Annotated in this window: 13 protein-coding genes; 9 read left to right on the top strand and 4 right to left on the bottom strand. The window is 71.0% G+C overall.

Annotated elements, in window-relative coordinates; translation table 11 throughout:
- On the top strand, positions 1-456 hold a 456-nt coding region (locus E1288_RS15620), incomplete at its 5' end, for a transglycosylase SLT domain-containing protein (protein WP_165968131.1).
- Between the two features lie 261 nt (positions 457-717).
- On the opposite strand, the gene E1288_RS15615 is transcribed toward E1288_RS15620, so the two are convergent.
- Positions 718-1,413, bottom strand: a complete 696-nt coding sequence (locus E1288_RS15615; protein WP_207954366.1) for a FadR/GntR family transcriptional regulator — start codon at positions 1,411-1,413, stop codon at positions 718-720.
- Between the two features lie 159 nt (positions 1,414-1,572).
- Between E1288_RS15615 and E1288_RS15610 the strand changes: the two genes are divergently transcribed.
- The 3 genes from E1288_RS15610 (at position 1,573) to E1288_RS15600 (ending at position 7,838) form a co-directional block, all read left to right on the top strand.
- Positions 1,573-2,970: a GntT/GntP/DsdX family permease gene (locus tag E1288_RS15610; RefSeq protein WP_132485630.1), complete on the top strand. Its 1,398-nt coding sequence runs from the start codon at positions 1,573-1,575 to the stop codon at positions 2,968-2,970.
- 134 nt (positions 2,971-3,104) lie between these two features.
- Positions 3,105-5,393, top strand: coding sequence for a HelD family protein (locus E1288_RS15605; protein WP_132485628.1), 2,289 nt, complete (start codon positions 3,105-3,107; stop codon positions 5,391-5,393).
- 27 nt (positions 5,394-5,420) lie between these two features.
- Entirely contained in the window at positions 5,421-7,838 is a 2,418-nt protein-coding gene (locus E1288_RS15600) for a helicase-associated domain-containing protein (RefSeq protein WP_132485626.1), read from the top strand.
- A gap of 158 nt (positions 7,839-7,996) precedes the next feature.
- Here E1288_RS15600 and E1288_RS15595 read toward each other — a convergent pair whose 3' ends face one another.
- Positions 7,997-9,502, bottom strand: coding sequence for a glutamate synthase subunit beta (locus E1288_RS15595; protein ID WP_132485624.1), 1,506 nt, complete (start codon positions 9,500-9,502; stop codon positions 7,997-7,999).
- Positions 9,495-14,045: a glutamate synthase large subunit gene (gene gltB, locus E1288_RS15590; RefSeq protein ID WP_132485667.1), complete on the bottom strand. Its 4,551-nt coding sequence runs from the start codon at positions 14,043-14,045 to the stop codon at positions 9,495-9,497. The genes E1288_RS15595 and gltB overlap by 8 nt, the downstream gene beginning before the upstream one ends.
- A gap of 517 nt (positions 14,046-14,562) precedes the next feature.
- Between gltB and E1288_RS15585 the strand changes: the two genes are divergently transcribed.
- The 5 genes from E1288_RS15585 (at position 14,563) to E1288_RS15565 (ending at position 18,184) form a co-directional block, all read left to right on the top strand.
- Positions 14,563-15,600 (top strand): ABC transporter substrate-binding protein, encoded by a 1,038-nt coding sequence (locus E1288_RS15585; protein WP_328592462.1) that lies wholly within the window; start codon positions 14,563-14,565, stop codon positions 15,598-15,600.
- On the top strand, positions 15,597-16,631 hold the full coding sequence (locus tag E1288_RS15580) for a FecCD family ABC transporter permease (protein WP_132485622.1): 1,035 nt from the start codon (positions 15,597-15,599) through the stop codon (positions 16,629-16,631). The genes E1288_RS15585 and E1288_RS15580 overlap by 4 nt, the downstream gene beginning before the upstream one ends.
- Positions 16,628-17,401, top strand: a complete 774-nt coding sequence (locus E1288_RS15575; RefSeq protein ID WP_132485620.1) for an ABC transporter ATP-binding protein — start codon at positions 16,628-16,630, stop codon at positions 17,399-17,401. Before E1288_RS15580 ends, E1288_RS15575 begins: the two co-directional genes overlap by 4 nt.
- 95 nt (positions 17,402-17,496) lie before the next feature.
- Positions 17,497-17,838 (top strand): type II toxin-antitoxin system RelE/ParE family toxin, encoded by a 342-nt coding sequence (locus E1288_RS15570; RefSeq protein ID WP_132485618.1) that lies wholly within the window; start codon positions 17,497-17,499, stop codon positions 17,836-17,838.
- A 1-nt stretch (position 17,839) separates the two neighbouring features.
- Positions 17,840-18,184, top strand: a complete 345-nt coding sequence (locus tag E1288_RS15565) for a helix-turn-helix domain-containing protein (protein WP_132485616.1) — start codon at positions 17,840-17,842, stop codon at positions 18,182-18,184.
- A gap of 21 nt (positions 18,185-18,205) precedes the next feature.
- Here the strand turns inward: E1288_RS15565 and lgt are convergent, their stop codons facing one another.
- Entirely contained in the window at positions 18,206-19,273 is a 1,068-nt protein-coding gene (lgt, locus tag E1288_RS15560) for a prolipoprotein diacylglyceryl transferase (RefSeq protein ID WP_132485614.1), read from the bottom strand.
- Positions 19,274-19,362: the final 89 nt, after the last annotated feature.

Below are 19,362 nucleotides of genomic sequence, written 5' to 3'. Positions count from 1 at the left end.
GTTCCAGCTTGGCGGGCTCGGGCGCAGCCCGCCCCCGAGGCCGCGCCCGAGCCCGCCAAGCTGGAACAGCCCGCCGAGCAGGTTGCGGAGAAGCCCAAGGACCAGATCGGCGCCTGGATCGACGAGGCGATCGGTGTGCTGGACCAGAACGGCATCCCGCGCGACCAGATCGACGCGGACGCGATCCGCACGATCATCATGCACGAGTCCAACGGCAACCCGAGTGCCACCAACAACTGGGACTCCAACGCGGCGGCCGGCACCCCGTCGATCGGTCTGATGCAGACCATCGAGCCGACCTTCGAGTCCTACGCGCTGCCCGGCCACGGCGACATCTACAACCCGGTCGACAACATCATCGCGGCCACCCGCTACGCGATGACGACCTACGGCTCGGTGGCCGACGTCCCCGGCGTCGCAGGCCTCCGCTCCGGCGGCAACTACTCCGGCTACTAAAACGGAGTGCACGGCTCGTCTTCCGTAGCGGTGCAGGTAGCGGAACCTCAGACGCCGTCTGAACTCCGGGATCCCCGACTTGTGTATGACCAATACGCGGCGCCGGGGCTGTCCTCGCCAGACGACGTCTGAGAACCCGCGGCGGTGCAAGTTGCGAGGGTGGGCTATGCGGCTACGCCGCATGCGGATGCTTACGGACGCACGGCTCTTAGGTGTCGCGGCAGCCGGTTGAACAAGAATGACTCGGCAGTGCCGTCGCTACTAGGCGTCGGTCAGCCCCAACAGGGTTCCTTCCAGGGCTTCGGCGACCAGTTCGCGCATGGCCCACTCGGCCCGCGCCCGGTCACCGCTGCGGATGCACTCTGCGATTTCGCAGTGCAGCCGCACGGCGACCGGGCGCGGGTGTTCGGGCATCAGCCCGTGACCTGCGCGCCACCGCAGCAGTTCCTCGACGACCTCGTGCAGCTGGGCGAACATCTCGTTGCCCGACGCCGTCAGCACCAGCCGGTGGAACGCGACGTCGGCGTCCATGAACGTCTCCAGGTCGCCGGCGCGCGCCGTGGCGACCATCCGCTCGGCGAGGCCGACCAGGCGCGCGGCGTCCTCGTCGTCGCAGCGCTGCGCGGCGGCCGCCGCGGCCATCGGCTCCACCGCGGTGCGCAGTTCCGCCAGCGTCTTCAGCTGCGCCGTGCGGTCGGCGGCCAGCAGCCACCGGATGAGCAGCGGGTCGAAGGCGTTCCAGTCCGCGCGCGGCCGGACCACGATGCCGACCCGCTTGCGGCCGATGACCAACCGGATCGACGCGAGGCTGCGGACCACCTCGCGGGCAACGCTGCGTGAGATGCCGAAGCGCTGCTCCATCTCGTCGATGCGCAGCACGCCGCCCGGCCGGTGGACGCCCGCGGCGATCTCGTGACCGAGCTCGTCCAGCACCTTGTCGTGCAGCCCTCCGGCCATCCGGCACGCCCCTTTCGCCCTTGAAATCGCCATCAAACATAGGCGTTCCGGGCCGGGTGACCCGCCTAACAGACATACTTAATCGGTCCACATGGCAATAAAGTCATACTTATTGCTTAGGCTGTGCCGCGCACCAGCTGCTCAACGAGGAGCCCCTCTATGCCAAGCCTCTCCGGCGCCCTCACAGTCCTAGCCCAGGCCTCCGGCGCGTGGACCGCCCAAGACACCCGACTGCTGGCCGCCGCCATCGCGGGCATCGCGGTGATCGTCGTGCTGATCAGCTGGGCCAAGCTGCATCCGTTCCTGTCGCTGGCCCTGGGCGCCGCCACCCTCGGCGTCGTCGCCGGGATGCCCTTCGACGACCTGGTGGAGACCTTCACCAAGGGACTCGGCAAGACCGTCGGCGACGTCGGCCTGCTCGTCGCGCTCGGCGCGATGCTGGGCAAGCTGCTCACCGACACCGGCGGCGCCGAGCAGGTCGTCGAGACGGTGTTGCGCCGCACCACCCGGCGGACGCTGCCGTGGGCGATGGTGTTCATCGCCGCGCTGCTGGGCCTGCCGATGTTCTTCGAGGTCGGCGTCGTGCTGCTGGTCCCGGTCGTGGTCATGGTCGCCAGCCGGTCGAACCAGCCGATGCTGCGCATCGGCATCCCCGCGCTGGCCGGGCTGTCGATCCTGCACGGCCTGGTGCCGCCGCACCCCGGCCCGCTGGCCGCCGTCGACGCGCTGCACGTGGACATGGGGCTGACGCTCGCGCTGGGCGTCGTCGTCGCGATCCCGACCGCCATCGTCGCCGGTCCGCTGTTCGGCTCCTACATCTCGAAGCGCGTCGAGCTGCCCCCGGCGACGCACCTGCTGGGCAAGTCCCAGCTCGACGCCTCGCCCGAGAAGCGGCCCGGGTTCTTCGCGTCGGTGTCGATGCTGCTGCTGCCCGTCGTGCTGATGCTCGGCAAGTCCGTCGCCGACCTGCTGCTGCCCGAGGACACCGTCGCCTACCAGGTGCTGGACACCATCGGCACGCCGATCGTGGCGATGATGCTGACCGTGCTGATCGCGATCGTGGTGCTCGGCACCGGCGCCCGGTTCAACCGCAACCGGCTGTCCGACGTGATCGGCAGCTCGCTGCCTGCGATCGCCGGGATCATCCTGATCGTCGGCGCCGGCGGCGGCTTCAAGCAGACCCTGGTCGACTCCGGCGTGAACAACATGATCACCGACTTCGCCAGCGGGGCGCACCTCTCGCCGCTGGTGCTGGGCTGGCTGATCGCCGTCGGCATCCGGGTGGCGACCGGCTCGGCGACGGTGGCCACCATCTCGGCGGCGGGCATGGTCGCGCCGCTGGTGATGGGGCTCCCGCCCGCGCAGGGCGCGCTGGTCGCGCTGGCCATCGGCTCCGGGTCGCTGTTCCTGTCGCACGTCAACGACGCCGGGTTCTGGCTGGTCAAGGAGTACTTCGGGATGACCGTCGGGCAGACCCTGAAGACCTGGTCGGCGATGGAGACGCTGCTGTCGGTGACGTCCTTCGCCGTGATCCTCGGCCTGTCCGCGGTGCTGTGACCCCGCGGTCGTGAGCGCGCGGGCCCCGCTCTCGCGCTCACGACCGCGCACGCCGGGCGAGGTATATTGGCGGGTCGGGCCTGCGCGTCGCACGCGGGCTTCTCCCCCCGACCCTCCCAGCACGAGGTGGCGAATTGTCCAACGCCCGAGCCGATCGGGATGCCGTCCGCACGCAGGAGATCGCAGCCGAGCAGCAGTACCTCTCGATGCTGTACGCGAAGCTCGACGCGCTGCGGCAGGAAACCACGCAGCGCCTGAAGGACACGCTGCGGGACAGCGGCGGACCGCCGCAGGCGCGCACCGAGCGCGACATCTCCACCAGGATGTACACCGACAAGCTCACCCAGCTGAGCGCGGTGGAGCACGGGATGTGCTTCGGGCGGCTGGACCTCGACGGCGGCGAGACGTTCCACGTCGGCCGGCTCGGGCTGTTCGACGAGGACAACGAGTACGAGCCGCTGCTACTGGACTGGCGGGCCCCGGCGGCCCGGCCGTTCTACCTGGCCACCGCCGCCGCGCGGGACGGCGTGCGCCGGCGGCGGCACCTGCGGACCAGCTGGCGGAAGGTGCTCGACTACGAGGACGAGGTGCTCGACCTCGACACCGCCGAGCAGGGCAGCGACCTGGGCCTGGCAGGCGAAGCCACGCTGCTGGCCCGGCTCGACGCCCGCCGCACCGGGCAGATGCAGGACATCGTCGCCACCATCCAGGGCGAGCAGGACCGGATCATCCGGGCCGGGATGAACGGCGTGCTGGTGGTGCAGGGCGGCCCCGGCACCGGCAAGACCGCCGTCGCGCTGCACCGCGCCGCCTTCCTGCTGTACACCTTCCGCGAGCAGCTGTCCAAGCGCGGCGTGCTGGTGGTCGGCCCGAACCAGACGTTCCTCCGCTACATCGGGCAGGTCCTGCCGTCGCTGGGCGAAACCGGCGTACTGCTGTCCACTGTGGGCGGTCTCTACCCGGGGATCACCGCCACCGGCGTGGAATCCGCGCGGGCGGCGGAGATCAAGGGCCGCGCGAGCATGGTCGAGGTGCTCGCCACCGCGGTCCGCGACCGGCAGCAGGTGCCCGCCGACTACACCGAGCTCACCTTCGACCGGGAGGCGCTGCGCATCGACCGGCGCACCGCGACGCAGGCGCGCACCCGCGCCCGCCGCTCCCGCAAGCCGCACAACCTGGCCCGGCGGATCTTCCGCAACGAGATGTTCTCCGCGCTGACCCTGCAGGTCGCCGACCGGCTCGGTCGCGACCTGCTGGACCGCCGCGACCTCGACGACATCAACCGCGAGCTGCGCGCCGACGCGGTGGTGGGCAAGGCGCTGGATGAGCTGTGGCCGGAGATCACCCCGCAGGAACTCCTGGACGACCTGCTGTGCTCGCCGGAACTGCTGGCCTCCGCCACCCACAAGCACCTAGACGACGCCGACCGCGACGAGCTGCTGCGCCTGCCGGGCACGCCGTGGACGCCCGGCGACGTGCCGCTGCTGGACGAACTCGCGGAGCTGCTCGGCGAGGACGACGCCCAGGCCCGGGCCGAGCGCGAACGCCAGGAACGCGAGGAACTCGCCTACGCGCAAGGCGTTCTGCACATCATGGAGCAGGACGAGGAGCTGGCCGACGAAGAGCGGCTGCGCGTCTCCGACGTGCTCGACGCCGAGCTGCTGGCCGAGCGGTTCCGCAGCAGCAGCGACCTGACCGCCGCCGAACGCGCGGCCGACGACCGCACCTGGACCTTCGGCCACGTCATCGTCGACGAAGCGCAGGAGCTGTCGTCGATGGCGTGGCGGGTGCTGATGCGGCGCTGCCCGAGCCGGTCGATGACGCTGGTCGGCGACGTCGCCCAGACCGGCGCCCTGGCCGGGGCCGACTCCTGGCACGAGGTGCTGCACCCGTACGTCCAGGACCGATGGAAGCTGGTCGAGCTGACCGTCAACTACCGCACCCCGGCCGAGATCATGGCCATCGCCGCCGACGTGCTGTCCGAAATGGACACCGATCTGGTGGCGCCGCGCTCGGTGCGCACCAGCGGGCACCGGCCGTGGACCCGCCGGATCCCGGCCGCCGACCTCGGTGCCGAGCTCCCGGCGGTGATCACCGACGAGCTGCGCGAGATCGGCGAAGGGAGGCTCGCGGTGCTGCTGCCGCCGGAGCTGCTGGCCGGGATCGGTCCGCAGCTGGCGGAATCCCTGCCGGAGGCGGTGATCGGCACCCGGCCCGACGACCTGGAAGCACCGGCCGTCCTGCTGACGGTCGACCAGGCCAAGGGCCTGGAGTTCGACTCGGTCCTGGTGGTCGACCCGGCGGCGATCGTGGCGGACTCCGAACGCGGCCTGAACGACCTCTACGTGGCGCTCACCCGGGCGACGCAACGCCTCGGCGTGGTCCACCCGGACGGGCTCCCGGCGGTCCTGCGCGGCATGTGACCGAGGACGGATGGAACACTCGGCCGGGTGGATTCCGATTTCGTTCAGTGGCTCCGCGACCTGGGGCGTGACGACCTGGCCGCGCTGTTGAAGAACCGCCCCGAGTCCGTGGTAGCGGGAGCCCACTCGCTGTCCCGGCTGGCGGCGGTGCTCGACTCCCCCGGTGCCGTGGAGTCCGCGCTGCAACGGCTCGACGCCGGATGTCATGAAGTGCTCCGAGCTCTGTGCGGCCTCGGCGATGGCTGCACCCGCGAGATGGTCGAGGAGGTGCTAGGCGCCGGCCCCGAACTCGATCGCGCGCTGCGGGTGCTGCAGGAACACGTCCTGATCCGGCCGGATCCGCAGGGCGCGATCCGGCTTGCCGCACCGCTGCGCCACGCCCACACCGCAGGTCTGGGCCGCCCGGTCGCGAAACTCCTCCACCCGCATGTGAGCAACACCGTCCGCGGAATCGCCGAAACCCTCGGACTGGAGCCCGCCAGGCGGAAGGCCGACACGATACGTCGGATCGAGGAGTTCATGCAGGACCCGGCGAAGGTGTCCGCCGAGTTCGCCAAGGCACCCAGTTCGGCCGTGGAGCTCGCCGTGGAACTGGCCCGCGACGACTCGGTGTTCCGTTCCTCCTTCGGCTCCCCGTCGCCGCAGAGCCCGGGGGTGCGCTGGCTGCTCAACCGGGGATTCCTCATCAGCCCGAACCAGTACACCAGCTACAGCGGCCCGTTCGAGATGCCCCGCGAGATCGGGCTGGCGCTGCGCGAGCACGGCAACCAACCGGTGCTGCGGCCGGAACCGCCGATGCCGCCCACCACCACGATCGACCCGATCGAGGTCGACAAGGCGGCGGCGCTGGCCGCGACCGGATTCGCCGACGGGGTGGCTCGGCTGCTCGAACACTGCGCCGTCAACCCGTTGGCGATGCTGCAGAACGGCGGGGTGGGCGTCCGAGTGCTCAAGCAGCTGGCCAAGGCGCTGGGGACCGACCAACACGAGATTCGGCTCTGGCTGGAGACCGCCGCCGCAGCCGAGCTGCTCAGCCTCGACGGAGCAGGCTGCCTCGTCCCCTCGAACCTCGCCGATGACTGGCAGCGGTCGACACCCGCGCAACGCTACGCCTGGCTGGTGCGCGCATGGTGGGAACAGCCCGCCGCGGCCATGTTCAGCAAGGTCGTGGACAAACCCGGTCCGGCGATGCTGCCGCGGACCAGCGCGTTCGACCGCCGGCTCCGCGCGGATCTGGTGGCCGAGCTGTCCGGCTGGGAACCCGGAGCGGCGTTGGACGAACCGAACCTGATCGGCGAGAGGCTCGCTTGGAAGCGGCCGATGCTCTACTGCTGCGCGGCCGACCTGGTCGAACCCATCCAGGTCAACTGGGACGAGGCCGAGGCAGTCGGCGCAATCGCCCGCGGCGCACTGTCCACATTGGGCCGTTGCGGATCCGACGCCGAGGCGTTGCTGGCGGCCGCCGTTCGGCTACTGCCCGAGGCACAGGAAACCGCGCTGCTGCAGGCAGATCTGAGCGCGGTGGTGGCCGGTACGCCAAGTGGGCGACTCGCCGCGACGCTGAACCTGATGGCCGACCAGGAGGGCCGGGACACCGCATCGACTTGGCGGTTCAGCCCCGAATCGGTGCGGCGCGCGATGGATCGCGGGCACTCTGCCGAGGACTTGCTGGGCAAGCTCGCCGAGATCGCCCGTGCCGATCTGCCGCAGCCGCTGGAGTACCTGATCAAGGACGTCGAACGACGGTTCGGTCAACTGCAGGTGCGAACCGTGCAGTGCTGCGTGCTCGGCGAGGAAGCCCTGCTGCGGGAGGTCAGCCGGAACCGTGCGCTGCGCGAGCTGTCGCTGCAGGTCCTGGCACCGACCGTGCTCGCGTCGAGCAAGCCGGCGCAGGAAACGCTGGCCGCACTGCGGAAGGCTGGATACGCCCCGGTCCCGCAGGCGGGCGACGGCACGGTGGTGGTCGAGCGCGCGGCCGCCGACGACCGTCCACCGGTGGTTGTGGCGCAGCCCTACTACCTGGATTTCGCTCCAGAACCACTGATGGATGCCGAAGTCGACGAACTCGCCGAACGGCTGCTGTCGCAGCCGGACGAGGTCTCATCCCGTCGAGCTGCACCGCTCGTCCAGCCACCCACGCCGAATTCGCTCGACGACATGGCGGTCATGTTCGGCGACCTGGGCCGTGTCCTCGCCGAACGGACCGCCGGGCTGTCGGATCTCGAGGTCGAGCTCCTCACGGAGGCAGTGGAAGGCGGCACCGACGTGGAAATCGAGTATCGGGACCAGAACGACAGTTCCACGACCCGCGTCATCACGCCGTACTTCGTCGCCGGGAACCACCTGGACGCCTACTGCCACCTGCGCGAAGACGACCGCCAGTTCCGCCTGGACCGGATCCGCGCGGTCTCCCCGCTGAACCGCCGCCGCCGCGCGAAAAGGTGAGACACCCCAACGGTCCCGCACTGGTGCTCGCCCCTGGGCAGTTCCAAGCGTTCACGGACAGCATCAAGGACGGCCGACGCCTCGGCTGACCGCACAGCAAGAACCCCTGCGCTGAAGCGATCAGCGCAGGGGTTTCTTCTTGCGTCAGGGCCGAAGGATCAGCCGACTGCCAGCGGCAGGGCCGTGGGGTGCACCGGCGACGGCAGCTGGGAGGCTCCCGTGAGGTGGGCGTCGACCGCGTTGGCCACCGAGCGGCCCTCCGCGATCGCCCACACCACCAGGGATGCGCCGCGGTGCGCGTCGCCGCAGACGAACACGCCCGGCGCGGTGGTCTCCCAGTTCGAGCCGCAGCCGATGGTGCCGCGCTTGGTCAGCGAGATGCCCAGGCCGTCCAGCAGCGGCATGTGCTCGACGCCGTCGAAGCCGATGGCCAGCAGCGCCAGGTCGCAGGGGATCTCCTGGACCTCGTCGGACACCGGCACGACCTGCCTGCGGCCGTTCTCGTCGCGCTGCACCTTCACCTCGCGCAGCCGCACCGCCCGCACGTTGCCCTCGCCGTCGCCGACGAACTCCTCGATCGCCACCGCGAACTTCCGCTCGCCGGCCTCCTCGTGCGCCGGGTAGGTGCGCAGGATGTACGGCCAGGTCGGCCACGGCGACCGGTCGTCGTCGCGGGTCGTCGGCGGCTGCGGGTAGTTGTCCAGCTGCGTCACCGAAAGCGCGCCCTGCCGGGTCGCGGTGCCGTAGCAGTCCGCGCCGGTGTCGCCGCCGCCGAGGATGATGACGTGCTTGCCCTGCGCCGAGATCGGCGTCGGGCCGTCGCCCTCGCACTCCTTGTTCGCCGGCACCAGGTGCTCCATGGCCAGGTGCACGCCCTTGAGGTCCCGCCCCGGGATCGTGGTGTCGTCGCGGCCGCGCAGGGCGCCCACCGCGAGCACGACGGCGTCATAACCGGCGCGCAGTTCCTCGATGGTCAGGTCGACGCCGACCTCGCAGCCGGTGATGAACCGGGTGCCCTCGGCGCGCATCTGCGCCAGCCGCCGGTCCAGGACGGACTTCTCCATCTTGAACTCGGGGATCCCGTAGCGCAGCAGGCCGCCGATGCGATCGTCGCGCTCGTACACGGTCACCTCGTGCCCCGCGCGGGTCAGCTGCTGCGCGGCCGCCAGCCCGCCCGGCCCGGAGCCGACCACGGCCACCCGCTTGCCGGTGTGCGCCTCCGTCACCTGGGCGGAGACGTAGTCGTTGGCCCAGCTGACCTCGGCGATGGTCTCCTCGACCCGCTTGATGGCCACCGCGCCGCCGGCCTCCGGCGAGATCGCCAGCACGCAGCCCGCCTCGCACGGCGCGGGGCACAGCTTGCCGGTGAACTCCGGGAAGTTGTTGGTGGCGTGCAGCCGCTCGGCGGCGTCCTGCCACTGGCCGCGGCGCACCATGTTGTTCCACTCCGGGATCAGGTTGCCCAGCGGGCAACCGGCCGAACCCGAGTGGCAGAACGGGATGCCGCAGTCCATGCACCGCGCGGCCTGCGTGGCGGTCTCCGCCTTCCGGTCCTCAGTGGACAGGGCGGCGTAGACCTCCTGCCAGTCGCCCAGCCGCTCGTCGACGGGGCGCTTGGGGGCGTCGGCCCGCGCGTGCTTCAGAAATCCCCTCGGGTCAGCCACGGGAAGCCTCCATGATCGCCTCGTCCACGTCCCGGCCCTCGATCTTGGCCATCCGCATGGCATCCAGGACACGCTGGTAGTCGCGCGGCATCACCTTGGTGAACGCCGCCGAACGCCGCGGCCAGTCGCCGAGCAGCGAGGCCGCCACCGCCGAACCCGTCAGTTCGTGGTGCCGCTGCACGATCTCGTGCAGCCACTTCAGTTCCTTGGCGCTGGGCCGCTGCAGGTCCACCATCGCGGTGTTCACCCGGACCGGGTCCAGGTCGAGCACGTAGGCGATGCCGCCGGACATCCCGGCGCCGACGTTGCGGCCGGTGCCGCCGAGCACCACCGCGCGACCGCCGGTCATGTACTCGAAGGCGTGGTCACCGGCGCCCTCCGCGACCGCGATCGCACCGGAGTTGCGCACGCAGAAGCGCTCGCCGACCTTGCCGCGCAAGAAGATCTCGCCGCTGGTCGCGCCGTAGCCGATCACGTTGCCCGCGATCACCTGGTCCTCGGCGGCGAACGCCGAATCCGGGTGCGGGCGCACGACGATCCGCCCGCCGGAGAGGCCCTTGCCGACGTAGTCGTTGGCGTCGCCGACCATGTCCAGCGTGATGCCCGGCGGCAGGAACGCGCCCAGCGACTGCCCGGCCGACCCCTCCAGCTCCACGTGGATGGTGTCCGCCGGCAGGCCGTCGCCGCCGTAGCGGCGGCTGACCTCGGCGCCCAGCAGCGTGCCGACCGTGCGGTTGACGTTGCGCACCGGCAGCTCCAGCCGCACCGGGCGCGCGTCCTCCAGCGCCGCCTCGGCGAGCTGGATGAGCGTGCGGTCCAGCGCGTGGTCCAGGCCGTGGTCCTGTTCGCGGACCCGGCGCCGCACCGGCGAGTACGGCGTCTCGGGCTCGGCGAACACCGGGGTCAGGTCCAGGCCGCGCGCCTTCCAGTGCGCCATCGCCTCGTCCTTGCCCAGCGCCGAGACCTGGCCGATGGCCTCGTCCAGGGTGCGGAACCCGAGCGCCGCCAGGTACTCGCGGACCTCCTGGGCGATGAACTCGAAGAAGTTCACCACGTGGTCGACCTGGCCGGTGTAGCGCTTGCGCAGCACCGGGTTCTGGGTGGCGACCCCGACCGGGCAGGTGTCGAGGTGGCACACGCGCATCATCACGCAGCCCTCGACCACCAGCGGCGCGGTGGCGAAGCCGTACTCCTCGGCGCCCAGCAGCGCGGCGACGATCACGTCGCGGCCGGTCTTGAAGCCGCCGTCGACCTGCACCGTGATCCGGTCCCGCAGGCCGTTGAGCAGCAGCGTCTGCTGCGTCTCGGCCAGCCCGACCTCCCACGGCGTGCCGGCGTGCTTCAGCGAGGTCAGCGGCGCGGCGCCGGTGCCGCCGTCGTGGCCGGAGATCAGCACCACGTCGGCGTGCGCCTTGGACACACCCGCGGCGACCGTGCCGACGCCGATCTCGGAGACCAGCTTGACGTGGACCCGGGCGTGCTCGTTGGCGTTCTTCAGATCGTGGATCAGCTGGGCCAGGTCCTCGATCGAGTAGATGTCGTGGTGCGGCGGCGGCGAGATCAGCCCGACGCCGGGCGTGGAGTGCCGGGTCTTGGCGATCCACGGGTACACCTTGTGGCCGGGCAGCTGCCCGCCCTCACCGGGCTTCGCGCCCTGCGCCATCTTGATCTGGATGTCCGTGGCGTTGACCAGGTATTCGCTGGTGACGCCGAACCGGCCGCTGGCGACCTGCTTGACCGCGGAACGGCGCTCCGGGTCGTAGAGCCGGTCGACGTCCTCGCCGCCCTCACCGGAGTTGGACTTGCCGCCGATCCGGTTCATCGCGATCGCCAGCGTCTCGTGCGCCTCCGCGGAGATCGCGCCGTAGCTCATGGCGCCGGTGGAGAACCGCTTCATGATCTCCGAGATCGGCTCGACCTCGTCGATGTCGATCGGCGCCCGGCCGCTGTTCAGCTCGAACAGCCCGCGCAGCGTGCCGCCCTCGGCCGAAAGCCGGTCGCATTCCGCCGTGTACTTGCGGAACACGTCGTACTCGCCGGTCTTGGTGGAGTGCTGCAGCAGGAACACCGTCTCCGGCGTGAACAGGTGCAGCTCGCCCTCGCGGCGGTAGGAGTAGTCGCCGCCGACCTCCAGCTTGCGGTGCACCCGCTCGGTCGGGTTGTCCGGGTAGGCGCGGCGGTGCCGCTGCGCGACCTCCTCGGCCAGCACGTCCAGCCCGACGCCGCCGAGCTTCGAGGTGGTGCCCTCGAAGTACTCGCCGACGACCTGCCCGGACAGGCCGACCGCCTCGAAGACCTGCGCCGCGGTGTAGGCGCCGACGGTGGAGATGCCCATCTTCGACATCACCTTCAGCACGCCCTTGACCAGCGCCTGAACGTAGTTGCGGATCGCCACCTTCGCCCGCGTGCCGGTGATCTGACCGGTGGCGATCATGTCCTCGATGGTCTCGAACGCCAGGTACGGGTTGACGGCCGCGGCGCCGTAGCCGAGCAGCGTGGCGACGTGGTGCACCTCGCGGGCGTCGCCGCTCTCCACCACCAGCGCGACGCGCAGCCGCTCCTTGGTCCGCACCAGGTGCTGGTGGACCGCCGAGACCAGCAGCAGCGACGGGATCGGCGCCATCCGGTGGTCGGAGTCGCGGTCGGAGAGCACCAGCACGCGCGCCCCGGCGGCGATCGCCTCGGACGCCTCCTCGCGGATCCGCTCGATGGCCTCGGCAAGCGCCTCGCCGCCACCGTCCACTTCGTACAGACCGGAGAGCACGGCGGAGGCGAAGCCGGGCAGGTCGCCGTCGTCGTTGACGTGGATGAGCTTGGCCAGCTCGTCGTTGTCGATCACCGGGCTGGGCAGCACGATGTGCCGGCAGGACGCGGCCGACGGGGACAGCAGGTTCTGCTCCGGCCCCATCACGCGGGCCACCGAGGTGACGATCTCCTCCCGGATCGCGTCCAGCGGCGGGTTCGTGACCTGCGCGAACTGCTGCACGAAGTAGTCGTAGAGCATCCGGGAGCGCTGCGACAGCGGCGCCGGCGGGGTGTCGGAGCCCATCGAACCCAGCGGCTCGCCGGATCCGGTGGCCATCGGCGCGAGCAGCAGACTGAGCTCCTCCTCGGTGTAGCCGAAGGACAACTGGCGGCGCACCACCGACTCGTGGGTGTGCACCACGTGCTCGCGGTTCGGCAGCTCGTCGACGTTGAGCAGCCCGGAGTGCAGCCACTCTTCGTAGGCGTGCTCCCCGGCGAGGTCGGCCTTGATCTCCTCGTCGTCGACGATGCGGCCCTGCGCGGTGTCGATCAGGAACATCCGGCCCGGCTGCAGGCGGCCCTTGGCGACCACCTCTTCGGGCTTGAGGCTGAGCACGCCGGTCTCGCTGGCGAGCACCACCCTGTCGTCGGCGGTCTGCCACCAGCGGGCCGGGCGCAGGCCGTTGCGATCCAGCACCGCGCCGACCAGCGTGCCGTCGGTGAAGGTGACGCACGCCGGGCCGTCCCACGGCTCCATCAGGCTGGCGTGGAACTGGTAGAACGCCTTGCGCTTCGGGTCCATCTCGGCGTGGTTCTCCCACGCCTCCGGCACCATCATCAGCACCGCGTGCGGAAGGCTGCGGCCGCCCAGGTGCAGCAGCTCCAGCACCTCGTCGAAGGAGGCGGAGTCCGAGCCGTCGCCGGCGCAGATCGGGTACAGCCGGGAGAGGTCGCCAGGGATCAGGTCGGATTCCAGCAGCGCCTCGCGGGCCCGCATCCGGTTGCGGTTGCCGCGGATCGTGTTGATCTCGCCGTTGTGCGCGACGTAGCGGAAGGGGTGCGCCAGCGGCCACGACGGGAAGGTGTTCGTGGAGAACCGGCTGTGCACCAGCGCGATCGCGCTGACCAGCCGCTCGTCGCCGAGGTCCGGGAAGAAGGCGGGCAGCTGCTCGGTGGTCAGCATGCCCTTGTAGACCAGGGTGCGGCTGGACAGCGACGGGAAGTACAGCTCCAGCCCGTCCTGCTCGGCCACCCGCTCGGCGCGCTTGCGCAGGCAGAACGCCAGCCGGTCCAGCTCGACGCCCGCCTCGCCGTGGTGCCCGGCGACCAGCAGGATCGCGAAGTGCGGCATGCACTTCTGGGCGGTGCTGCCCACGCCGGCCCGCTCCGGGGTGATCGGCACGTCGCGCCAGCCCAGGACGCGCATGTTCTCCTCGGCGGCTACCCGCGCCACCAGCTCCACCACCCGCGCGCGCTGCTCGGGATCGGTGGGCAGGAATGCCATGCCTGCCGCGTAGCGGTGCCGCCCCGCCTCGTCCGGCTCCGGCAGCTCGACGCCGGCCTCGGCGCGCAGCAGTTCGTCCGGCAGCTGGAGGAGGATGCCCGCACCGTCACCGCTGGTCGGCTCGGCGCCGGCGGCACCGCGGTGCTCCAGGTTGGCGAGCGCGGTCAGCGCATCGGCGACGATGCCGTGGGAACGGCGGCCGCGGATGTCGGCGACCATGGCGACACCGCAGGAATCCTGTTCCGCAGCCGGGTCGTACAACCCCTGGGCTGCTGGGACGGCGGAGAAGACCACTGCGCAGACCTCCCTCGTCATTTCTCGTGCTGGAAGCCCCCGGTCAATTCCTGACCTGACTTCATGACTTCTGGGCACGGGACGACGCTGGCCCGCAGATAGCTCCCGGCGGCACGACAGAAGTTTTCGGGCTTTCGAAAGCCCGCTCGTGACCGGAGCGTTTAGGGAACTTTAACAGCCACGATACCCGGAAGCAGCACTCTGGGCGTGATGCTGACCATCTTGTAGTAACGCACTCGGTTGAGTTACCGCGCTCGCGACCGAACGCCTCCGAACACGGTCCGTCGTCAAATTTAACCGCTGGGTCGCGCCCCGGGTAGCCCCGTGCCGCAGGACACTCCCGCACGGCGCGGACGGCCGATCTTCTCCTGATATCTTTCCAGCTCAGAGCGCCCGCGACGCGGGTGCTCGCGGGACGCCAGCGCCAAGCGAAACCGGTGCGAATCCGGTGCTGTGCCGCAACTGCGATGGCCCGCCCCGGGCGGGCACGAGCCAGGTCGCCTTGCGCGTGGCGTCGATGTCCGCCACCCCCGGTGCAGGGGTGCGGCTCGCCCCGGAAGCCCGGCTTCCCGGAGCCGCGCCCGCCACGCACCGGCCGAACCGTTGGGAAGACATGACCGGGTTCCGCCGACTCGCCGCCCTGCTGCTCGCGATGCTCGCCCTGCTAGTCGGGGTCACCGCGTGCGCCACCCGCCCCCATTCCGAGGCCCCCGCGCCGGCCGACGACCCGGCCTCGGCGTTCCCGGTCAAGGTCGAGCTGCCCGGTCAGCCGCCCGTGACGGTCGCGCAGCAGCCGAAGCGGATCATCTCGCTGTCCCCCACCGCCACCGAGACGCTGTACGCGATCGGCGCCGGCGACCAGGTCATCGCGGTGGACCAGTACTCCAACTTCCCGGCGGAGGCGCCGCGCACCGACCTCTCCGGCTTCACCGTGGACGCCGCCGCCGTCGGCGCGCACACCCCGGACCTGGTCATCGCGCCGGACAGCGCCGCGAAGCTGGCGGACGGCCTGAAGGTGGTCAACGTGCCGACGCTGCTCACGCCGTCGCCGGCCACGCTGGACGACGCCTACAAGCAGATCGAGGTGCTCGGGCAGGCCACCGGGCACACCAAGCAGGCCGCCGAGTTGGTCGACCGGATGCGCTCGGAGATCGACGAGATCGTCCGCACCACCCCGCGCCCGGCGCAGCCGCTGAACTACTTCCACGAGGTCAGCCCGGACTACTACACCGCGACCTCGCAGAGCTTCGTCGGCAACGTCTACAACCTGTTCGGCCTGCACAACATCGCGGACCCGGCGGGCGGGAACTTCCCGCAGCTGTCCGAGGAGCACATCGTGCAGGCCAACCCGAACCTGATCTTCCTGTCCGACGTCAAGTGCTGCCAGGTCAACGCGGCGGCGGTCGCGGCCCGGCCGGGCTGGAACACCCTGGACGCCGTGCAGCACGGCCGCGTCGTCGAACTCGACGACGACATCGCGAGCCGGTGGGGCCCGCGGGTGGTCGAGCTGGTGCGGGCGATCGGCGGCGGCGTCGCCAAGGCCCAGAACGGGTGACGAAGGCGCTCGGCGGGGCCCTGAAGCAGACCAAGCTCCGCCCGCACCACCTGCTCGTCGGGGTGGCGGTGCTGCTGGCGAGCATCCTGCTGTCGGTACTGCTCGGGGCCGCCGAGCTCGGCTGGCAGCGGGTGCTCGCCGAGATCGGCGCGCAGCTGACCGGCGGCGTCTCGCCGCTGTCCGAGCGGGAGGCGGCGATCCTGTGGCAGCTGCGGGTGCCCCGGGTCGTGCTCGGCGTGCTGGTCGGGGCGGCGCTGGCGGTGTCCGGCGCCGCGTTCCAGGGCGTGTTCCGCAACCCGCTGGCCGACCCGTACCTGCTGGGCGCGGCGGCGGGCGCCGGCCTGGCCGCCACGCTGGTGATCACCGCGGCCCCGGCGGGCGGGCCGTCGGTCCCGGTGCAGCTCGCGGCGTTCGTCGGCGCGCTCGGCGGGGTGGGCCTGACCTGGCTGGTCGGCCGCTCGGCGGGCCGGGACACGGCGACGCTGGTGCTGGCCGGCGTCGCGGTCGGCGCGTTCCTCACGGCCGGTCAGACGTTCGTGCAGCAGCTCCGCGTGGAGTCGTTGCAGCAGGTCTACATGTGGATCCTGGGGCGGCTGACCACCACCGGCTGGCGGGAAGTGCTGATCGTGCTGCCGTACCTGGCGATCGCCGCGGTCGTGCTCTGCACCTGCGCCCGCCTGCTGGACCTGCTGGGCACCGGCGACGAGGAGGCCGCGGCGCTCGGTGTGCACCCGGGGCGGGTGCGGCTGCTGGTGCTCATCGCGGCCTCGCTGGCCACCGCCGCGGCGGTGTCGGTGGCCGGGCTGATCGGTTTCGTCGGCCTCGTGGTGCCGCACCTGGTGCGGCTGGCGATCGGCGGCAGCTTCCGGATCATCGTGCCGCTCTCGCTGCTGTTCGGCGGGGTCTTCCTGGTTCTCGCCGACATGCTCGCCCGCACCCTGCTGGCGCCCGCCGAGATCCCGATCGGCGTGATCACCGCGTTCACCGGCGCGCCGTTCTTCGCGGTCCTGCTGCACCGGAGGCGCGCATGAGCACACTCGAAGTGCACGGCCTGTCGGCCGGATATCGGCGCAGCACGGTGATTTCCGATGTTTCGACCACTGTGGACACCGGTGGCTGGCTGGGCGTCATCGGACCGAACGGGTCGGGCAAGTCGACGCTGCTGAAGGCCGTCGCGGGCCTGGTGCGGCACGACGGCCGGGTGCTGGTCGACGGCCGGCCGCTGGCGTCGCTGCGCCGCCGCGAACGGGCCCGGGCGATCGGCTACGCGCCGCAGATCCCGCAGCTGCCGATCGGCCTCACGGTCACCGACTACGTGCTGCTCGGCCGCACCCCGCACCTCGGCGTGCTGGGCCGGGAGGGCCCCACCGACCTGGACGTGGTCCGCGCCCTGCTGGAGCGGCTGGACCTGACGCGACTCGCGGACCGGGCCCTTTCGACGCTGTCCGGGGGCGAACGCCAACGCGCCGTGCTGGCCCGCGCCCTCGCCCAGCGAGCGGGCGTGCTGCTGCTCGACGAACCGACCACCGGCCTGGACGTCGGGCATGCCCAGGCCCTGCTCGACCTGGTCGACGAACTGCGCCGGGAACTGGGCACCACGGTGGTCATGACGCTGCACGACCTGACCCTCGCCGCCCAGTACGCCGAACGCCTGCTCCTCCTCGACGAAGGCCGCGTCGCGGCCGAAGGAAGCCCGGTGGAGGTCCTGACCCCGGAGGTGCTGGCGAAGCGCTACACGGCCCGCGTCACGGTCCTGCACACTCCCGACGGCGCCCCGGTCATCGCCCCCGTCCGGGGCTGACCGGCCGCTCCCTCGCCCGCCGCCCACGTCACTCGAACTGATCATGTTCGGGATATAGCATCGACGCGTTATCGCGTGCGCGCTATGTTCGGAGCATGTCCCGCGAACCCGGAGGCGGACAATGGAACATCGTTGTGTCGCACGAAGTCGAGCGCTGGTACTGCAGCCTCAAGAATCGGGACCGCGCCATCGCGGACCGGATGTTCGACCTGCTCTCGGAATTCGGACCGCTCCTGGGCATGCCGCACAGCAAGCATCTCGGCGGTGGTCTGCGCGAACTCAGATTTCATTGCGAAGGAGTCGAGCGCCGGGTGACCTACGTTCTCGACCCAGCACGCCTCGCGATCACCCTGACCACGTTCCGGAAGCAACGATCGAACGAACGGCGCGAGGTCGCTCGCGCCCGCACAGCCATGCGGCACGACCGGAGGCCATGAGATGACCTGGAAGAAGCTCGATCAGATCCGGCGTGAGAACCCGATCACCGACCAGGAAGAGTACGACAAGTCGTACGCGGAAGCCTCGCTGGCGTTCGAGCTGGCGCGGCTGGTGTACGGGCTGCGCACGGACGCGGGGCTGACCCAGACCGAGCTCGCGAAGCGGATGGGCACTACGCAGTCCTCGGTCGCGCGCTGGGAGAGCGGCGGCAGCCTACCGACCATCGACCTGCTCGACCGGCTCGGGCAGGCCGTCGGCGTCCGGCTGGAGCTGGTGGCATCGCAGCACGACCCCACCGGCTCCAAGGACTCGCCGAGCGGCGCGGTGGCCTTCGGCGCCCGGTAGGCGCACCGGGCGCGCCGAAGGTCAGTCCTTCGCGTCCTTGCCGTTGCCGTCGGCGCTGCGCGCCTCCGCACGTTCGTCTCCGGAGTCGTCCGAGCCCTTCGGCTCGTCCTTGCCCCCGTCCGGGTCCGCGTCGGCGGTCGTCGCCTTCGGCTCCTCGGCGGGCCGCTCCGGCGTCGCGGCCGTGTCGTCGTCGCCGGGCATCGGCTTGCCGCGCAGCAGCTCGGGGTCCTCGCGCTTGCCGCGCACGTACAGCAGGTACAGGACCGCGCCGGCGAAGACGATCAGGGAGGTGAAGACGTTGATGCGGATGCCGAGGACGTGCGTGGCGTCGTCGGTGCGCATCATCTCGATCCACACCCGCCCGGCCGTGTAGCCGGCGACGTAGAGCGCGAACACCCGGCCGTGGCCCATCCGGAACTTGCGGTCCGCCCAGATGATCAGGAGGAAGACACCGAGATTCCACAGCAGCTCATACAGGAACGTCGGGTGCACGATCTTGTCCGGCACGCTGTCCATCGCGACGCCCGTGATGGGGTCGGCGAGCCCGGTCGCCGGGTCGATGCGCCGGTAGATCTCCAGGCCCCAGGGCAGGTCCGTCGGCGCACCGTAGAGCTCCTGGTTGAACCAGTTGCCGAGGCGGCCGATGGCCTGCGCGAGGATGATGCCGGGCGCGACCGCGTCGGCGAACGCGGCCAGCGGCACGCCCCGGCGGCGGCAGCCGATCCAGGCGCCAACCGCGCCGAGCGCCACTGCGCCCCAGATGCCCAGGCCGCCTTCCCACACCTTGAGGGCGTCCAGCGGGTTGCGGTCCGGTCCGAAGTACTTGTACCAGTCGGTGGCGACGTGGTAGAGCCGACCGCCGACCAGCCCGAACGGCACCGCGAACACCGCGATGTCGATGACCGTGCCCTCGCGTCCGCCGCGCGCCACCCAGCGGCGGCTGCCGATCCAGACCGCCGCGATGATGCCGGCGATGATGCACAGCGCGTAGGCGCGCAGCGGGATCGGGCCGATGAACCAAACCCCTTGCGGCGGGCTGGGGATGGTGGCCAGGAACGGACTCGCCAAGGCGGCAACCGGGGCACTCACGCCGCTAACCGTATCGGTCGCTCCACGAATGGTGAGCACCACCCGGTCCCTGGCGGAACGAACGGCCCGTTCGCCTCGTTAGGAGGAGC

Source organism: Saccharopolyspora elongata, from assembly GCF_004348985.1.
Classification (GTDB): Bacteria; Actinomycetota; Actinomycetes; order Mycobacteriales; family Pseudonocardiaceae; genus Saccharopolyspora; species Saccharopolyspora elongata.
The sequence above is the reverse complement of the archived record's forward strand: the minus strand, read 5'-3'. Positions and strand labels throughout refer to the sequence as shown.